Here is a 16965-nt window from a genome sequence, read left to right as displayed (position 1 = left end):
TTACTTATCATAACAAAAAATACCATCTTAAATTGTTGTATTTTGTCGAATGATTAAGAATAATCAATCGTTTTTATTACATATAAAAAACATGATCTTGATGTAGTACCAAGATCATGTTTTACGTTGATGTTATTTATAAAATACTTTATCCACATTATACTTCGCTTGAAATTCGTTAATCATATATGTTTCGTAAATTTCTCTTTCCATCGGATCTTCTACAATACATACATCAATACAATACACTTCATCACGATGATTTTTAATTGGTGATACATTATCTTCAAAATGCTTTTTAATACGTTGTCTTACTTTACGTGCTTTCCCAACAAAAAGAAGTTCGTCATTAAAATCATAGTTAAAAAATAAGGGGAATTATATGATAGGAGATGCAAATATAGACAGTCGCTGACCATTAGTCTACAACTAATCCCACACCCCCACACAAAAGAAAAAAGCACCAGGTCCCCCCAGTGCATTTCCTCAACTCTAAAACAAATGACAAGCCACCTCATGTCCCTTCGCAATCTCAACCATCTTTGGTACTTCCTGCGCGCATTTTTCAGTAGCGAATTTGCAGCGCGTTCTGAATTTGCAGCCGGATGGTGAGTTTAGTGGGCTTGGTACTTCTCCCTCTAGGATGATCCGTTCTTTGCCTGTGTTTGTTGGATCTGGTTCTGGCATGGATGAGAGTAGTGCTTGTGTGTATGGATGTGCCGGTTTTGTGTATAGGTCTTCGCTGTCGGCAATTTCTACTATGTTTCCTAAGTACATGACTCCGATTCTATCTGATATGTGTCTTACCATGGATAGGTCATGTGCGATGAATAAGTATGTGACGCCTGTTTCTTCTTGAATATCCTGCAGCATGTTTACGACTTGTGCTTGGACTGAGACATCGAGTGCCGAGATTGGTTCGTCACATAGGATGAAGTCAGGTTTTACAGATAGTGCGCGCGCGATGCTAATGCGCTGTCTTTGGCCTCCGCTAAATTCGTGCGGGTAGCGATATAGGTGTTCTTCTTTTAGGCCTACTTTTTTGAGAAGGTCTAGAATGATTTCTTTTCTTTCTTCCGCTGTGTAAGAAGCGTGAATGTTCATCGGTTCGCTAATAATTTGGAATACATTCATTGTCGGGTTTAATGATGCGTACGGGTCTTGGAAAATGATTTGCATTCTTTTTCGATAATCTTTTAGTTCACTTTCTTTTAGATCTGCGATATCTTTTCCGTCGAATAGGATGTTACCTGAAGTGACGTCGTGTAAGCGAATGATACTTCTTCCTGTCGTTGATTTTCCGCAGCCTGATTCTCCTACTAATCCGAATGTTTCACCCTTTTTAATTGTGAAGCTTAGGTCATCGACTGCCTTTAATTGCTCTGTTTTTCTGCCGAATAGTCCTTTTTTAATAGGAAAATACTTTTTTAAGTTCCGAACTTCAATTAAGTTTTCTTCATGCATGGGAATCACCTACCGCCCTATCGTTTAACCAGCACATAGAGCGTCTTCCGTTTCCGATTTCAAAATATGGCGGACGTTCTTTTTCACAAATGTCCATTTTATGTAGACAACGCTCTGCGAATGGGCACCCTTTCGGCGGGTGTAGTAAGTTTGGTGTTACACCTTGAATTGGAGCTAGTCTTTCTTTTACTCCGTTCGATATTTTTGGCAGAGAGTTTAATAGCCCTTTCGTATATGGATGATTCGGCGATTGGAAAATATCAAGTACCTGTCCTTCTTCCATAATAAGTCCACCGTACATAACGATAACGCGTGTACAGTTTTGCGCGACAATTCCTAGGTCATGTGTAATAAGAAGTAACGACATATTCGTTTCGTTTTTTAAGTTTTTCATTAAATCTAGTATTTGTGCTTGTATTGTTACATCAAGCGCTGTCGTCGGTTCGTCCGCAATGAGAAGGTCTGGGTTACAAGACATTGCCATCGCGATCATAACCCGCTGTTTCATTCCGCCGCTTAATTCATGTGGATATTGTCTTACCCTTTCTTCCGGTGAAGAAAGACCGACTTGTTTTAGCAAATTGACCGCAATGTGCTCTGCTTCTTTCTTTTTCACTTTTTGATGCCGTATAATTACTTCCGTCATTTGCTTCCCAATTTTCACAACTGGATTTAATGCCGACATTGGATCTTGGGATATGAGTGAAATTTGATTTCCTCTAATAGAACGCAATTCTTTCTCCGATTTAGAAAGCACGTTTTCATTTTGAAAAAGAATCTCTCCTTCTTTCACTTTCCCTGGCGACGTAACGAGAGCCATAACGGATTTCGCCATAACGCTCTTTCCGCTTCCCGATTCGCCAACAATCCCAACGACTTCACCCTTTTTCAAACTAAATGAAACGCCGCGGACAGCTTCTACTTCGCCGTCTTCTATGAAAAAAGAAGTCTTTAAATTTTTCACTTCTAATAGTTTTTCAGACACGCTTCTCACTCCTTTCACTTAACAATTTAGTTCTCATTCCCAGCCCCTTTTGGCGCGAAAGCTTTTTTCAATGCTTCACCGATTACGTTAAAACTCAGTACCGTTAATAGAATAAGGAACCCCGGGAAGAGTGTTAAATACCAAGCTTCACCTATATATCCTTGCGCATTATTTAGCATGCTGCCCCAAGAAGAATCTGGTTCTCTAATACCTAATCCTAAGAAGCTAAGTGACGATTCCATTAAAATCGATGTCGCAATTGTTAATGTCGCTGCGATTATAATGGTTGATAAAATGTTAGGAATGATGTGTCTTACAATAATCATGAGTGATTTTTGTCCAGATACTTTTGCGTATAACACGTACTCACGCTCTTTTACGGATAACGTTTCTGCCCTTACGATACGCGCGGTATCCATCCAAGTTAATAATCCGATAATAAGAACAAGCGTTGTAATTCCCGGTTTTAAATAAGCATTTAATAACAGCATTAAAAAGAATGATGGAATTGACATTAAAACTTCGACAATTCGCATTAAGAAGTTGTCTAACTTTCCGCCAAAATATCCACTTATTGTTCCTACTGCGGTGCCGATTGTAATGGAAACAACCATCGCTAGAAAACCAACAGCAAGGGAAACTCGTCCGCCATATAACGCTCTCGTTAAGTAATCCCTTCCGTAATCGTCAGTGCCGAAAGGATGACTTAAACTCGGTTCTTGTAAACGATCTGGAATCGACATTTTGCTAGGATCATACGGTGATACGAATGCGAAAAGAGACGCGATTGTTAAAACACCAAGTATAATAACTCCCATTACTACAAACTTATTTTTTGTAAAACTATTTTTTATCGTTTGAAATCTCCTATTATTCATTCCAAATCACCCCCTCATTCGAATGCGCGGATCTACTACGCCATATAAAATATCAGCAATTAAATTACCGAGAATTAACATGAACGATGATAATAATGTGATTGCCATAATAATTGGATAATCAAATCTAAAAATGGCATTTACCCCGAGTGAACCGAGTCCCGGCCATGAGAATACTGTTTCCGTAATGAACGCTCCGCCTACTAAACTCGGAATTGATAGTCCAAAAATTGTAATGATCGGTATTAATACGTTTCGAAGTACGTGATTAAATAAAACTGTTTTTTTTGAAGCGCCGTACGCATATTGAATTTGCACGTAATCTTCCTCTAATTGCTGAATTGTGCTTGAACGAATATATCTCATATAAACAGAGACGTTTTGGAACGCTAGCACCGTACAAGGTAAAATGCCGTGCTGGACAATATCCCAGAAGGAATCTTGACCGACTGTGCGCATACCCATACTCGGAAGCATGTTCAACTTTAAAGAGAACAAGTAGATTAATAGTAACGCGAACCAAAAGACTGGCATTGAGATTCCCACATAAGAGATGAAGTTCACGATGCGATCAAAGAACGAGTTCTTTTTCACCCCTGTAAATAGCCCAAGCGGTATTGCGATTACAAATGAGACGAGTAAAGATGATCCCATTAAGCCGATTGTTGCGGGTAATCTTTCTGTGATAAGTTCTAAAACAGGGCGATGATTTTGAAGTGAGTATCCAAAATTCCCTGTTAAAATATTTTTCAACCATAAAATATATTGCATGTAAATTGGTTGATCTAGTCCTAAACTTTTGCGAATACGCTCGACGTCAATCGGACTCATATTCGGCGTTACAAAGTTTCGAACTGGATCGCCCGGCGCTAGTTTTATTAATAGAAAAGAAATAATAGAAATAACAAATAAAAGCGGAATTGCATTTAAAAGCCTCTTTGCAATTACTTTATACACAAACTTCCCCCCTCGTGAAACTTTAATCAGTGGGGGGGTCATCCCCCACTGATTATTAGTTGAACCAATCGGGCATTTACGGGCAGTTGATCTCCCACCTCACTTCTTTGCTTCAGTTGAATTTCGAGGTGGGAGTCTTACTGCCCGTTAATGCGGGATAAAGTGAAACTTTAATCAGCAGGACTTCCACCTAACTTCCTCGCATTCGCCAAGTTTTGAGGTGGGAGTCTTACTGCCCATTAAAGCGGGATAAAGAAGCTGATTTTCACCAGCTTCTTTACAGTTTCTTATTTCACTTCATAAATTTTCGATAGATCTTCAAACATTGTGACAGGAATTGCCTTTGCTTCTTTTAATCCATCAAACTTTTTATCTACTGCAATAACTGCTTTCGGATATGCGATTGGAAGATAAGGTAAGTCCGCTCTAGCTGTATCTTGGATTTTATGATACAGCTCAGCTCGTTTCGTTTTATCTGTTTCAACCGCAGCTTCTTCCCATAATTTATCGAAGTCAGCATTTTTATAACGTGCATAATTGTATTCTGCATTACTTAAGTACAGACTCTTATATGAATCTGGCTCTGGTCCCATTATGTAACCACCGAATGTAATGTCATATTCTTTATTTTCTTTATCTAAGCTCTTCTCACTTGCCGCACTAGCATCTAATGCATTTAGTTCAACTTGCAAGCCAACTTCTTGTAATTTTTGCTGCGTATATAGCGCTAAACTTTCCATGATTTTATTATTCGTTACATACATAACGCGTACTTTTTCTTTATCTTTCACACCAGCTTTTGCTAATAAATCTTTCGCTTCTTTTTGATCATACTTATACTCTTTAATATCTTTCGCATAATACATAGCGTCTGGCGTTAAGATTGAATTTGCCGGTTCTGCAAATTGACTAGAAACGAATGCTGAGTTAATCATTTCTTTCTTATCTAATGCATGCGCAATTGCTTGGCGCACTTCTTTTTTCTTCATAAGATCTGTATTAAAGTTATAAGCTAAGTAGAATAATCTACCTTCAGGAAATGTCACCATTGAGAAGTTCCCAGTGCTATCTAATTTCTTAAAGTCTTGCGGTTCAATCATCTTCATATTGATTTGGCCATTTTGTAGTGAAACGTTTGCCGTATTACGGTCTTTTACAACACGGTACACGATAGAATCTAATTTCGCTTTACCAGCAAAATAATCATCGAATCGCTCTAAAGCAACATATTCATCTGATTTAAACTCTTTTAATTTAAATGGACCTGATCCAACAGGTTGTAGGTTTTTCTTACTCTTCACTAAATCTGCTTCACCTTCAAATACATGTTTCGGAATTGGGAAGAAATCATTCATAACCCCTTCGAAAGATGCACTTACTTGTGGTAATACAAATTGAGTCGTTAGCTCATCCACTTTTTTCACCTCAAGCGGCTTTCCTTTAAAAATAAAGTTTTCACGGCTTGAACTATTTTGCTTCTCATCTAAAATAGATTGGAATGTAAATGCAATATCATCTGATGTAATTTTCTTACCATCATGCCATTTCAAATTATCCTTTAGTTTTAAAGTCCATGTTAATTGATCCTCTGAAGGCGTAAAGCTCTCAGCAAGAACAAACTTTTTCTTACCGTCTTCCATATGATACAGCGGTGCATATAAAGCTTGCTGTATCGTTAATGACACTCGATCATTCGCATAAAGCGGATTCATCGTATCTGGATTATCACTAACACCAACTGTTAACGTTCCTCCATCTTTCGGAGTCCCTGGCGTACTAGTTCCTGCTTGCTTCGAAGAATCTTTCTCCCCTGAGCAAGCCGCTAATGCAATAAGTAATAGTAGGACAAATGGTAATGCAAACAACTTCTTTTTCATATTTCGACCCCTCTCGACTATTTACACCTATAAGAAAACTCGGAATTAATACCGAGTTTTCTTATAGGTTTTAAATTACCACTACCCGTATGTAAAGTCAAACTTTTTCGCATAGGTAGAAAGTTTGAAATCTATTAATGAATTCTTGCGATAAAATATATTTATGCGGAGGGTAAAATAAAAAGACCACCAAAAGGCAGCCTCAAAACTCAATCCTATTCCCCACTCCACGCTCCACCGCTTTTTCATACAAATACTTCGCAACGATAATATCTACTACCGCTAAACCTACTGATTTGAAAATAGTAATCTCTTCATCGTTCTCTCTACCAGCTTTTTCCCCGCTAATGATTTGACCAAGTTCGGCGTGGATGTTGCTTGCCTCAAATAAGCCTTCTTTTATCGGAACTTGAAGGTCACCCGTTTCTTCTAGTGCTGCTTCTTTTGATTCAACTACTACTTTGTTTGCGTTAGCGATGGCATGGGATGGTAGTTCTTGCATGCTCGGTCTGAATGAACCGACGGCGTTTATGTGGACGCCTTTTTGCAATGTTTCTGTGAAGACTGGTGTGGATGCATTCGTTGTTGTGACGATGATGTCTGCTTCGCTTATTGCTTCATTTGGACTCCTGTAGACGTAAGCTGGTTTATTGAACTTCTCTTGTATATATTGTGCGAATGCATACGCTTTTTCTTCCGTTCGGTTATATAAAATGATTTTTTCAATGTCCCTAACGGCGAGTACCGCTTCTGCAATTCCTTTCGCTTGTTCCCCTGTACCGATAATACATAAGTTTTTCGCGTTATGACGAGCTAAATGTTTTGTTGCTACACCTGATAATGCGCCCGTTCGAATCATCGTTAAGTAGGATCCTTCTAAAAGCGCAAGCGGTTCTCCCGTTTGAAAATCTGATAGCATAACGATCCCATTTATCGTTTTCTTTCCTATCTTTTTATTATGAGGAGCTACTGTTACTACTTTTAAGCCGAGTGCTTCAAGTCCTTCCGCTACTGAAGGCATAATTAATGCGGTATTTTGCTCGTTCGCAAATGGTAATGAGCCGCGAATTGGTGTAATCGTTCTTTCTGCTGAAAATTCTTTTAAAGCAAGCGCCGCGTATTCAATGACTTCATTCATATTTACTAAGTTTTTTTGTTCGTTCGCGCTTATGACTAGCATATTTGTTCACCCTTTTCTAAATTCTTTTCTTCACTAGATGTGATATTTTCATTCACGACCTGCGCTCCTACTAAATCACCCGTAATATTTACAACTGTATGGCCCATATCAACGAGCGGAGAAACCGCCGCAATGATCGGGATAATTGTTAGCGGGAGCCCTAGTGTAGAAAGTAAAATGGTCGCGGTAATAACGTCCGCACCTTTTACTCCAGCGCAGCCCGCTGCAAGGACAATTCCTAAAAATACAGTTTGCAGAATAAGCCCAAATGTAATCGGAATACCATATACGTTTAATGCGAAGACCGCTAAAACACCGAGCGCTGCTGATAGTCCGTTCATATTAACAGTAGCTCCAAGTGGAATGGTGAAACCAGCTACCGATTCAGGGATACGAAGTCTTTTTTGCGCAACTTCCATCGTTACCGGAAGCGTTGCGCTACTTGATGTCGTACTAGCAGCTACGAGCATAGCTGGACTCACTTGTTTGTAGAAATGAATTGGGCTTATCTTCCCGAAAACTTTCAGTACAATTGGGTACATAATGAACACAATGAGTAGCAATGATAAATAATCAGCTACTACATAGCTAACAACCGCAGTAAGCATGTCAGCTCCAAATGTGCCAACTACATGAGCAATTAACGCCATAATTCCGTATGGGGCAAATCCGATAACGAGCTCTGCAATTTTAATCATGACTCCTGATCCTTCATGCACTAATTTACGAATTCCTTTCGCTTGATCCCCAAGAAGAATAAGTGCCACCCCGACAAAAATAGCAAAGATAATAATTTGAAGCATACTCGTTTCTGAAGCTGCTTGAATGACGTTAGAAGGAAACCATTGCACGATATTATCTACAAAACTAAACTTCTCTTCTTTAAAGTTCTGCCCATTCGCAAGAAGACCTTCTACTCCTTTACCAGGGTTGATAATAAAAGCGATCACTACGCCAATGCTTGTCGCTAATACCGCTGTGACTGCATAGTAAATAAAAATTCTGCCGCCAATCGCCCTTAACATTTTCGGATTTTCAAGCTGCGCGATACCTGAGACGATACTTAAAAAAGTTAAAGGAACAATAATCATTTGTAATAAGCGAATAAATATATCCCCAATCGGCTTTAAAACAGCTACTTTCGGTCCAAATGCTATACCTAAAACAATACCGATTAATGCCCCTATCAAAATTTTCACAGGTAAATTTTGTTTTCGCCACCACTTCATCCAAAGGTCCCTCCCTTAAGAAAACATTAAGCTAACAAAAACCCCCGATTCAAATCATCCCTCGGATCTACAACAAACTGATGGAATCCTGTAATAAATGCATTTCCCGTTACTTTCGGAACGACTGCTTCATATTTGTCTACCTCTGTTACCGACAATACTTCTCCCTCAAATTTGCCGTCAGTAATGCATTCGTGGATGAAAATCTCTCCTTTTTGTAAGGCATCTTTTTCAAAAAGGGTTGCGATTCTTGCGGAAGTTCCTGTGCCGCAAGGGGAACGGTCTACTTGCCCGTCAGCGAAGATCGTTACATTTCGTAAAGTAGCGTCTTCTCCTTTCGGTTCATCTGAGAAAATAACGCCGTATATTCCTTTTAAATCTTCTTCAAGTGGATGTTTTACTTCCATTTGACTCTCAATGTAGTGCTTAATTTTACCGCCCCACGTTTGAATAGCAGCTAAGTCTTTGAAATCGACTTTCAAACCAAATTCTTTACTATCCACTACAGCATAAAATGCTCCGCCAAACGCGATATCTACTTGAAATTCATAGTCATCTATTTTGATAGGAACGTCTTTCTTATATACGAACGAAGGAACGTTTTCAAATGATACGGATTCAACTTCGCTTCCGTTATATTTTGCGTACGCAATAACTTCCCCAGCAGGGCTATCAATAATGAATTTTTGTTTTTCACCTGTCACTTCAAACATACCTGTTTCAATTCCAACTGTAATAACAGCAATAATGCCATGACCACACATCGTACTCCAGCCTTCATTGTGCATAAATAATACGCCAAAATCAGCGTGAGGACTTGCAGGCGGAGTAATGATACAACCGTACATTCCGTGATGTCCTCTCGGTTCATACATAAGAATCTCACGAAGATGATCCAAATGTTCCATGCAGTACGCGCGTCTTTCTAGTTGCGTTTCTCCCTTTATCACTGGCACTCCGCCCGTAATAATTCGAAGTGGTTCCCCAGCTACGTGAGCATCAATTGTTGTGTATATTTTACTAATCTTCATTTCTATCTCTCCTTCATATCTTTATACCATTTCCATTGCAAGTATCATGCCAAAGTGTAGAGCGTTAATTTGTTTACATTTTTCAGAAAAAGGTGTATCCTTTTGGCAACAAATCTGTATACCACTGTCTACTTTTTTATAAAAACTTTGGGGGATACACTATGAAACAATTCGATAACTTTGCAGTTCCAACGTTGCATACACTCCTCTCTTACGTGGAAGAAGCGATTTCTATCGTAAATACGAAGGGCGTTATGTTGTACTGGAATGAGGCAGCAGAAAAAATGTATGACATTAAGAAAGAAGATATTATCGGTAGAAATGTGCAAGAGTTTTTTTCAAAGGAAGATATTATGAATTTGAAAGTTCTTGAGAGCGGGCAACCGGTCCGGGATATTTATCATCTTCCTCGGCCAGATAAGCACGTATTAATTAGTACGACTCCTATTTATGACGAAAGCAATGAATTAATTGGATCTATGTCTGTAGAAAGAGATATTACCGCAACGATTAAGTTAAATGAAAAACTATCCTCCACTTCTGAAGAATTACAGCAATTAAAGCAAATGATTCAGCATCAACAAGATGACCCCTTCAGCACGATTAAAGGAAATAACGCAACACTTCAGCACATAATCCACAACATGAAAAAGGTAGCAAAAACAGATGCGACGATTTTAATTACAGGCGAAAGCGGCGTTGGGAAGGAACTCTTTGCCCAGGCCATTCATGAAGCAAGCCTGAGAAGTAAGCAATCTTTTATCCCGATTAATTGCGGCGCTATTCCTGCCGCCCTATTTGAAAGTGAGTTATTTGGTTATGAATCCGGAGCATATACTGGAGCCGCTAAGGGCGGAAAGGCAGGAAAGTTAGAATTAGCAAATGGCGGTACTTTATTTTTAGATGAAGTAGGCGAGCTCCCGCTTGATCTGCAAGTGAAACTACTTCGCGCTTTACAAGAAAAAGAGATTTACCGAATTGGTGGGCAAACGCCGAAAAAAATAAACGTAAGAATTATTGCTGCAACGAATCGTATGTTAGAAGACATGGTGCTCAGCGGAACGTTTCGATCTGATTTGTTTTATAGATTAAATGTTTTTACGGCGCACATCCCGCCATTACGGGAACGAACGGACGATATTTCCTTTTTAACTCATCATTTCTTAAAGGAATTTTCTTTTAAATATAACAAGCCCGCTCCATTCGTTCATCAAGAAGCAATGAACAGGCTACATACATATTTTTGGCCGGGTAATATTCGCGAACTACGCAATATAATAGAAAGATTAATTGTCCTTCATGACGGGAAAGAAATACGGGAAGCAAATATTTTGCAGCTATTGCCTTCGCAAAAATCTGTTCATCATACAGAGCGTTCACTCACTGATGAGAAAAAGAACTTAGAAAAAACCAGAATTATACAAGCTCTCGAAGACACGTACGGAAATAAAAGCATCACTGCGAAAAATTTAGGCATGTCCCGGGCTAACTTATATAAGAAGCTGAAAAAGTATGGGATTACTTATGAAGTAGAGCGTTAATCAGTAGTGTATGTGCTCATAAGCCAATAAAAAAGTCATTTATTCATAGTGCATAAGATTCATTGTGGAATTCAAGCCACATATTCGTTCTTGGGAGGTGCTGTAGCACCTCCTTTTCTTTTGCAACAAACGGGCCAGATTGTTGAGGGTCTCTTCTAAAATAATTGGATATTAATATTAAAATAGATGGGGATTATGAAGTCATGTACTTAAACTATAGGACGGGATTATTTATTTCCTATATAATTATAGTAAACAAAAGATAGGTTATTTAAGGATGGCTGATATGTTGAAAACAAAAACTAAATATCAAACTTGGATACGAATTTACAAACTAATTATTTTTTTGGTTATTTCACTCATTCTTCTCTTGGTAACATTATTACCTGTTAATTTATATCTGCGAGTCCTGTCAGGTATTTTTGCGTTACCTTTTATTTATATAGCATTTATACTTTCTTATTCAGTTTACCAATTTGCAGCAGTTGGGGGGAATTATCAGTCAAAAATACATGATTTAATTGTTGCCAAAGTGAATTGGGATAAAAAAGGAAAAATACTAGATATAGGAACCGGTAGTGGTTCACTGATTATTAAACTGGCAAAGACTTTTCCTAAGTCCTTTCTAACTGGAATTGATTATTGGGGCGGAAATTGGGAATATTCCAAATCCCAATGCCAACAGAATGCTGAAATAGAAGGGGTCTCTGATAGAATTGATTTTCTGAAAGCAAGTGCTGCAGAACTCCCTTTTACTGATGATGAATTTGATATAATTGTAAGCTGTCTAACATTTCATGAAGTAAAAGATAGAGAAAATAAAACTGAAGTAATTAATGAGGCATTAAGAGTATTAAAACCTGGTGGCGAGTTTGTTTTCTTAGATTTATTTATGGATGAAAAAATATTTGGAGATGAAAAAGAGCTCTTAAATGTCTTAAAGAAACATGGTGTATCTGAATTGAATAGCTACAAGCTTGCTGAAGAAATGGAGTTACCAAAACTCTTATTGAACAAAAAAGTATTAGGAAATGCAATGATTTTGAGTGGAAGGAAATAAGAATGCACTAATTCGTCCTTATAATAGCGCGGACTTCTCTATTATAAGGGCGACTACTTAATTTAACTTAACAAAGTGATGTAGCTCTATTTGTTTTTTGCATCTTTTTTAGCAACATCGTAACTTTATTTCAAACCCACACACCTAACCCCAACAAAAAAACCCCCCGAAACCCGGGGGATCCATCAAACCCTAACCGCCACCACATCCGGCACTTGCTTAGCAATTTCCTCACCAATCTTTATACTAGCCGTTGCGGCCGGAGATGGTGCGTTGCAAATATGCAGAGAATTGATGCCAGGGATAATGCAGAAATCATCAACCATATTTCCGTTTGATAATATAGCCTGTGCCCTTACACCTGCATGGGTTGGCACGATATCTTTCTCTGTAAGTTCTGGTATTAGGTGCTGTAAGCTTTTTAGGAATGATTGTTTACTAAATGAGCGCACCATTTCTTTTATGCCTTCTTTCATATTGGGCATCGCCATTTTCCAAAAGCCTGTGTATGTCATTGTTTCCATGAAGTCTTTAATATCAAAGTCCGTTTTCGTATAGCCTTCTCGCTTAAAGCTTAATACTGCATTTGGTCCTGCATGTACGTCTCCGTTTATCATTCTTGTGAAATGAACACCTAGAAATGGGAATTCTGGATTTGGAACTGGATAGATTAAATGTTTTACAAGATGGCGTTTTTCTGGGACAAGTTCGTAATATTCACCACGAAACGGAACAATTTTCATATCCGTTAATATTCCTGTCTTTTTCGCAATACGATCGCTATGTAATCCAGCGCAGTTAATGAGAAATTTCGTTTTAAATACACCTTGATTCGTCTCAATTGTTACAGCGTCTTTCTTCTCAGTAATACGCTCTGCTGTTGTTCCTAAATGTACTTCCCCGCCGCTTTCTTGAATCAAGCGGGCAAATGCATAACTTACTCCTCTATAGTCAGCAATCCCGCAAGAAGGAACACGGATTGCGCCAAGTCCCTTTACATGAGGTTCAATTTCAGCTAATTCTTCCTTACCTATTTTTTCAATATGTAAATCGTTTTGTAAGCCTCTTTCATATAAGTTATGTAAAAGAGGAAGTTCGTCCTTTTCTGTAGCGACAATTACTTTTCCGCACATGTCATAAGCGATGTCATTTTCTTTACAAAATTGAACCATAGCTGCATTTCCTTCTTTGGCAAACTTCGCTTTATAACTCCCTGGTTTATAGTAAATTCCAGAGTGAATTACTCCGCTATTATGTCCAGTTTGATGATGTGCAAGTTCCTTTTCTTTTTCAATGATCGCGATTTTCGCACGAGGGAATTTTTTCGTTAAAGCCATTCCAGTTGAAAGCCCAACAATTCCTCCGCCAATAATTATAAAGTCATACATCCTACTTCCCCCTTAATAGTATAAAAGGCAGGTCTCCTTGAGAGACCCGCCGTACATATTATTTAGAAAAACAACCACGTTGACGCATTAGTTCTCTATATAAATCTTTATTTTTTTCAAATGCAGCTCTTCCGTGCATCCAAAATAAATTGTTTAAAAGAACTAAGTCACCAATTGGTAATTTCAATGCATGTGTTGCTGGTGAGTTTTCAACAGAATATGATAAGTCTTTCAGATAGTTTGCTTGTTCAATATTATCTGGATAAGCGAACTGATCAATAAAACAAATACATGGTGCGTTATTCACATCAAAAAACGTTTCACGATAGACGATTTCTTGCGCATTTTTACTTGGTGGTGCTTTATACGTAACTTTAACAGATGCGAGCGAATGATTTCTAAATTTTTGAAGATCTTCCCAATCGTCTAAATGTAGTAAACGGGATTCCCCTCCTACTGCATTTTGCTCTTCAATTTTCATCATAAGAAGCCAATCTGTCGGTTCATCAACGAATGTACCGTCTGTATGAAGTGTAAACAATCGGTACGCTTGACGAAGGTAAGAATCACTACTATCTGTATCTTTCACATTAAATCTAGCATAATACGTTCCCGTCATTGCATCAAAGTTTGGCTCCCCGATTAAATGTGTTAACGCTGTTGCAAATTTCACGTAGTCTGCTGGATCTGCCGTTTCACCTTGTACCCCAATTGTAAATCCGCCCGTTTCACGGTCATGAACAATGCCGCGAATGTTATCCATAAATGATTGCCCAAAAATCTTTCTCATTCCATCAGCAAGATTAAACCGAGAATAAGGAATGTATTGTAATGACTGCTCTGAATGCTCTTTTACCTCTTCAAAAAACTGCTTAAGCAATTGCTGATTTAACACAATATGGTATAAACGCTTATGCTCTGGATGAGGAACAATCTCATATCCCTCATATTTCTTTGCAAATTTCATCTTCGTACTTTGTTCTGTAATAATCGACATTTCAATTCCTCCCTAATTTAAATATGAAGAACTTATTGACGTTTTTTACAGACAGTTATCCTTATCTTCTTATGCTGAGATTCGGTCTTACTGCCCTAACATCGAAAAAGCCAGTCATACGTATCCACGACATAAAATCGTAGAAACGTACAACTGGCTCATAATTACGAATGTTCTTTAATCTCTTAAAGTACAATAATAATAGACAGTTTGTATGAGAATATTTGTAAAACAGGAAAGCAAGATCGGATATAGAGAAGGCTAATTTCTCGTATGGATCTTATTAATTAAATAATAATTCAAAATATTCTAACTGTCAATTTATTTTTTCTTATTTTCTCGACATGCTTTACACATTTTACAAATCCGATACGATAAACTTAACTAAATCTATACAATTCAATCAAATTTACACAAGTTAGTGCTTCATCGTGTTCTCGCAACCCCAAAGGGACGAGGGGTATAACACTCCACACGAGGCAGTATCGTTACCTCATATTATCAAGCATTTATTTTACCCATCTTGATAAATTTATCGAAGCATTTAAATCCCTATCGTGATGGCTATTGCATGGAACACAACGCCACTCACGTATTTTTAAACTCCACTGTCCTTCTGGTTGAACTGAATGGTCGTATTTTACTCCGCAACATGAGCAAATCTTGCTTGAGGCGAACCATTTATCAGCTTTTACATACTCAATGCCATACTTCTCGCACTTGTATGACAAACATTGAAAGAAGAAGTTTAATTTTTGAAATGAAAATGCTTTCGATAGTTTTTTGTTTTTTAACAGGTTTGAGATAGGTAAGTCTTCCACAACAATTCTCATTGGTTTGGTTTTCACCAAGTTAGCTGTTGCTTGATGGATATGGTTATTTCGGATATTCGTAATTTTCCTAGATAACCGCAGGTGCTCAGTTTTAGCTTTTTCATATCCGGCAGATTGAATTTTTACACCTTTTTTAAATCTCCTAGACATATCTCTTTGTGCTGACTTTTTCCTTTTCAAAAGTTTTTTAACCTTAGCATCTTTGTTTATATTTCGTTCTTTCATACCATTAGAAGCTACAAACAGCTCTTTTAAACCAACATCCACACCAATCGACTCATTTGTTAGTTCTTGTGATTCAAAGTCTTCTTGGAACCCTACACTAATCCACCAGTGACGACCATCAAAGGTAACTCTTGGATTTGATGGTTTTTTGTTTCTTGGTAGTTGTTGGCTTGTTTTCACTTCTCCAATGGACTGAATATCAACTACTTTCTTTCCTATAATCAGTCTTTCATAATTGGCATAAAATCCTTGAATTAAATCTTTTTTGGATTTATAAGAAGTGTGATAACCATTTTTGTACTTTTCGAACGAATTTTTCCTCGCCTTGTCAAAATCTTTTGAAGCCTGTTTGGGAACTTGTGCATTGATGTCTTTTAACCACTCATATCTCTTTCGCTTCTTGATCTTTGTAAATCGTTTCTGTAAAGCTAACTGTGAAACAGATTTTCCAAATAGCTTGTAGTATCTATCACTCATTCTTTTACAATAGTTATAAGCGAATCTTGCAGCACCAGCATGGTTTCTAAGCACTTTTTCTTGTTCAGGCGTTGGAATCAGTCTGACTTTCTTCGCCAATATCATCAGAAGTCAACTCCTTGATCATCTGTTTGGTCTTTTTAGAGCGCTTGCCTTGAAGTTTACAACTAAATACTGTAATGATTTGAACAAGGTCTTCTACGACCTCCTGTTCTTCTGAATAATAGCGTGTTTTGCCAGCAGTAATCTTTTCAGGCACTCATTCACCACTTTGGTGCATTCTCCTGAAACTACTCGGATGCAAACCTGTTAATTCTGATACTTGACTAACTCGTAAAAATTTCATTATTATTCTCACCTCATTGAATCCACCATAGCACATACGTTCGATAGATTCAATAAAATTTATCTTGTTCAACTAAGGGCGCAATTCCTTAGCCAGTTCTCTTATGAACTTCTCATATTTTCACATGAGCGCAGACTATATGTTTATCTACTTAGAGATAGAGAATTTTTCCACCACCATAGGCTTGTGATATACTCTCGTCAGTTATACGAGATAGTCGCTGAACGTTCATCTTATCAATTTTGACTTAGATGATTCGAGGCGGAAGACCCATTGTTCTAGTGTTTAGGATTTAACCTTGCACCATCTGATTGATTTTTTCCGCTTTCGCAACATTCACGCTCACCATTTCTAGCCACGTTGTAGTTCAATCAGCTTTAGGGATTGCCCGCAGTTAACCCTCACTACTAGCCAATCACTTGACTAGCAGGGCTTGCTGATATATTTAATTAACTTTAGTTATAATTGGTTAAATAAATCGTAACAGTTAATTACCC

Annotated in this window: 13 protein-coding genes and 2 pseudogenes; 2 read left to right on the top strand and 13 right to left on the bottom strand. The window is 37.9% G+C overall.

Going from position 1 to position 16965, the window contains the following annotated elements:
• Positions 1–132 precede the first annotated feature (132 nt).
• The 9 genes and pseudogenes from MHI07_RS04575 to MHI07_RS04535 form a co-directional block, all read right to left on the bottom strand.
• Positions 133–354 (bottom strand): annotated as a pseudogene (locus tag MHI07_RS04575) (nucleotide excision repair endonuclease); the annotation flags it as partial.
• Between the two features lie 138 nt (positions 355–492).
• The gene (locus tag MHI07_RS04570) at positions 493–1464 is read right to left on the bottom strand and encodes an ABC transporter ATP-binding protein (RefSeq protein ID WP_199709793.1); all 972 of its coding nucleotides are present in this window, start codon (positions 1462–1464) and stop codon (positions 493–495) included.
• Positions 1457–2449 (bottom strand): ABC transporter ATP-binding protein, encoded by a 993-nt coding sequence (locus MHI07_RS04565; protein ID WP_199709792.1) that lies wholly within the window; start codon positions 2447–2449, stop codon positions 1457–1459. The genes MHI07_RS04570 and MHI07_RS04565 overlap by 8 nt, the downstream gene beginning before the upstream one ends.
• A 26-nt stretch (positions 2450–2475) precedes the next feature.
• Complete coding sequence (locus MHI07_RS04560) at positions 2476–3327, bottom strand: ABC transporter permease (protein ID WP_033730874.1); 852 nt, start codon at positions 3325–3327, stop codon at positions 2476–2478.
• Positions 3328–3333: 6 nt separating this feature from the next.
• Positions 3334–4284 carry an ABC transporter permease gene (locus MHI07_RS04555; protein ID WP_199709791.1) on the bottom strand — a complete coding sequence of 317 codons (951 nt, stop codon included), beginning with the start codon at positions 4282–4284 and terminating at the stop codon, positions 3334–3336.
• Positions 4285–4571: 287 nt separating this feature from the next.
• The gene (locus MHI07_RS04550; protein WP_078173978.1) at positions 4572–6161 is read right to left on the bottom strand and encodes an ABC transporter substrate-binding protein; all 1590 of its coding nucleotides are present in this window, start codon (positions 6159–6161) and stop codon (positions 4572–4574) included.
• 202 nt (positions 6162–6363) lie between these two features.
• A complete protein-coding gene (locus tag MHI07_RS04545) occupies positions 6364–7341 on the bottom strand; it encodes an ornithine cyclodeaminase family protein (RefSeq protein WP_199709790.1) in 978 nt (325 codons plus the stop codon).
• Positions 7335–8570, bottom strand: coding sequence for a dicarboxylate/amino acid:cation symporter (locus MHI07_RS04540; protein ID WP_016103873.1), 1236 nt, complete (start codon positions 8568–8570; stop codon positions 7335–7337). The genes MHI07_RS04545 and MHI07_RS04540 overlap by 7 nt, the downstream gene beginning before the upstream one ends.
• 26 nt (positions 8571–8596) lie before the next feature.
• The gene (locus tag MHI07_RS04535) at positions 8597–9601 is read right to left on the bottom strand and encodes a proline racemase family protein (RefSeq protein WP_078173980.1); all 1005 of its coding nucleotides are present in this window, start codon (positions 9599–9601) and stop codon (positions 8597–8599) included.
• A 161-nt stretch (positions 9602–9762) separates the two neighbouring features.
• Here MHI07_RS04535 and MHI07_RS04530 point away from each other — a divergent pair, with 161 nt between their 5' ends.
• Positions 9763–11142, top strand: a complete 1380-nt coding sequence (locus MHI07_RS04530; protein ID WP_340822191.1) for a sigma-54 interaction domain-containing protein — start codon at positions 9763–9765, stop codon at positions 11140–11142.
• A 286-nt stretch (positions 11143–11428) separates the two neighbouring features.
• Entirely contained in the window at positions 11429–12202 is a 774-nt protein-coding gene (locus tag MHI07_RS04525) for a class I SAM-dependent methyltransferase (protein WP_078173982.1), read from the top strand.
• A gap of 185 nt (positions 12203–12387) precedes the next feature.
• On the opposite strand, the gene lhgO is transcribed toward MHI07_RS04525, so the two are convergent.
• The 4 genes and pseudogenes from lhgO to MHI07_RS04505 all read right to left on the bottom strand — a co-directional run.
• Positions 12388–13590 carry an L-2-hydroxyglutarate oxidase gene (gene lhgO, locus MHI07_RS04520; RefSeq protein WP_340822190.1) on the bottom strand — a complete coding sequence of 401 codons (1203 nt, stop codon included), beginning with the start codon at positions 13588–13590 and terminating at the stop codon, positions 12388–12390.
• 58 nt (positions 13591–13648) lie between these two features.
• Positions 13649–14587: a glutarate dioxygenase GlaH gene (gene glaH / locus MHI07_RS04515; protein ID WP_002114772.1), complete on the bottom strand. Its 939-nt coding sequence runs from the start codon at positions 14585–14587 to the stop codon at positions 13649–13651.
• Positions 14588–15096: 509 nt separating this feature from the next.
• A complete protein-coding gene (locus tag MHI07_RS04510; RefSeq protein ID WP_340822187.1) occupies positions 15097–16227 on the bottom strand; it encodes an RNA-guided endonuclease InsQ/TnpB family protein in 1131 nt (376 codons plus the stop codon).
• A pseudogene (locus tag MHI07_RS04505) lies at positions 16187–16342 on the bottom strand (IS607 family transposase); the annotation flags it as partial. The pseudogene MHI07_RS04505 and the gene MHI07_RS04510, both read right to left, overlap by 41 nt.
• Between the last annotated feature and the right edge of the window lie 623 nt (positions 16343–16965).

It is taken from the genome of Bacillus sp. FSL H8-0545 (assembly GCF_038006105.1).
Classification (GTDB): domain Bacteria; phylum Bacillota; class Bacilli; order Bacillales; family Bacillaceae_G; genus Bacillus_A; species Bacillus_A cereus_U.
Note: the sequence above shows the minus strand (reverse complement) of the source record. Positions and strands in the feature narration are given on the sequence as shown.

Excerpts from the sequence above, each read along its gene's own strand:
- MHI07_RS04570 (WP_199709793.1), bottom strand. The coding sequence starts at position 1,464 with ATGCATGAAGAAAACTTAATTGAAGTTCGGAACTTAAAAAAGTATTTT.
- MHI07_RS04560 (WP_033730874.1), bottom strand. The coding sequence starts at position 3,327 with ATGAATAATAGGAGATTTCAAACGATAAAAAATAGTTTTACAAAAAAT.
- MHI07_RS04550 (WP_078173978.1), bottom strand. The coding sequence starts at position 6,161 with ATGAAAAAGAAGTTGTTTGCATTACCATTTGTCCTACTATTACTTATT.
- MHI07_RS04545 (WP_199709790.1), bottom strand. The coding sequence starts at position 7,341 with ATGCTAGTCATAAGCGCGAACGAACAAAAAAACTTAGTAAATATGAAT.
- MHI07_RS04540 (WP_016103873.1), bottom strand. The coding sequence starts at position 8,570 with ATGAAGTGGTGGCGAAAACAAAATTTACCTGTGAAAATTTTGATAGGG.
- MHI07_RS04535 (WP_078173980.1), bottom strand. The coding sequence starts at position 9,601 with ATGAAGATTAGTAAAATATACACAACAATTGATGCTCACGTAGCTGGG.
- MHI07_RS04530 (WP_340822191.1), top strand. The coding sequence starts at position 9,763 with ATGAAACAATTCGATAACTTTGCAGTTCCAACGTTGCATACACTCCTC.
- MHI07_RS04525 (WP_078173982.1), top strand. The coding sequence starts at position 11,429 with ATGTTGAAAACAAAAACTAAATATCAAACTTGGATACGAATTTACAAA.
- lhgO (WP_340822190.1), bottom strand. The coding sequence starts at position 13,590 with ATGTATGACTTTATAATTATTGGCGGAGGAATTGTTGGGCTTTCAACT.
- glaH (WP_002114772.1), bottom strand. The coding sequence starts at position 14,587 with ATGTCGATTATTACAGAACAAAGTACGAAGATGAAATTTGCAAAGAAA.
- MHI07_RS04510 (WP_340822187.1), bottom strand. The coding sequence starts at position 16,227 with ATGATATTGGCGAAGAAAGTCAGACTGATTCCAACGCCTGAACAAGAA.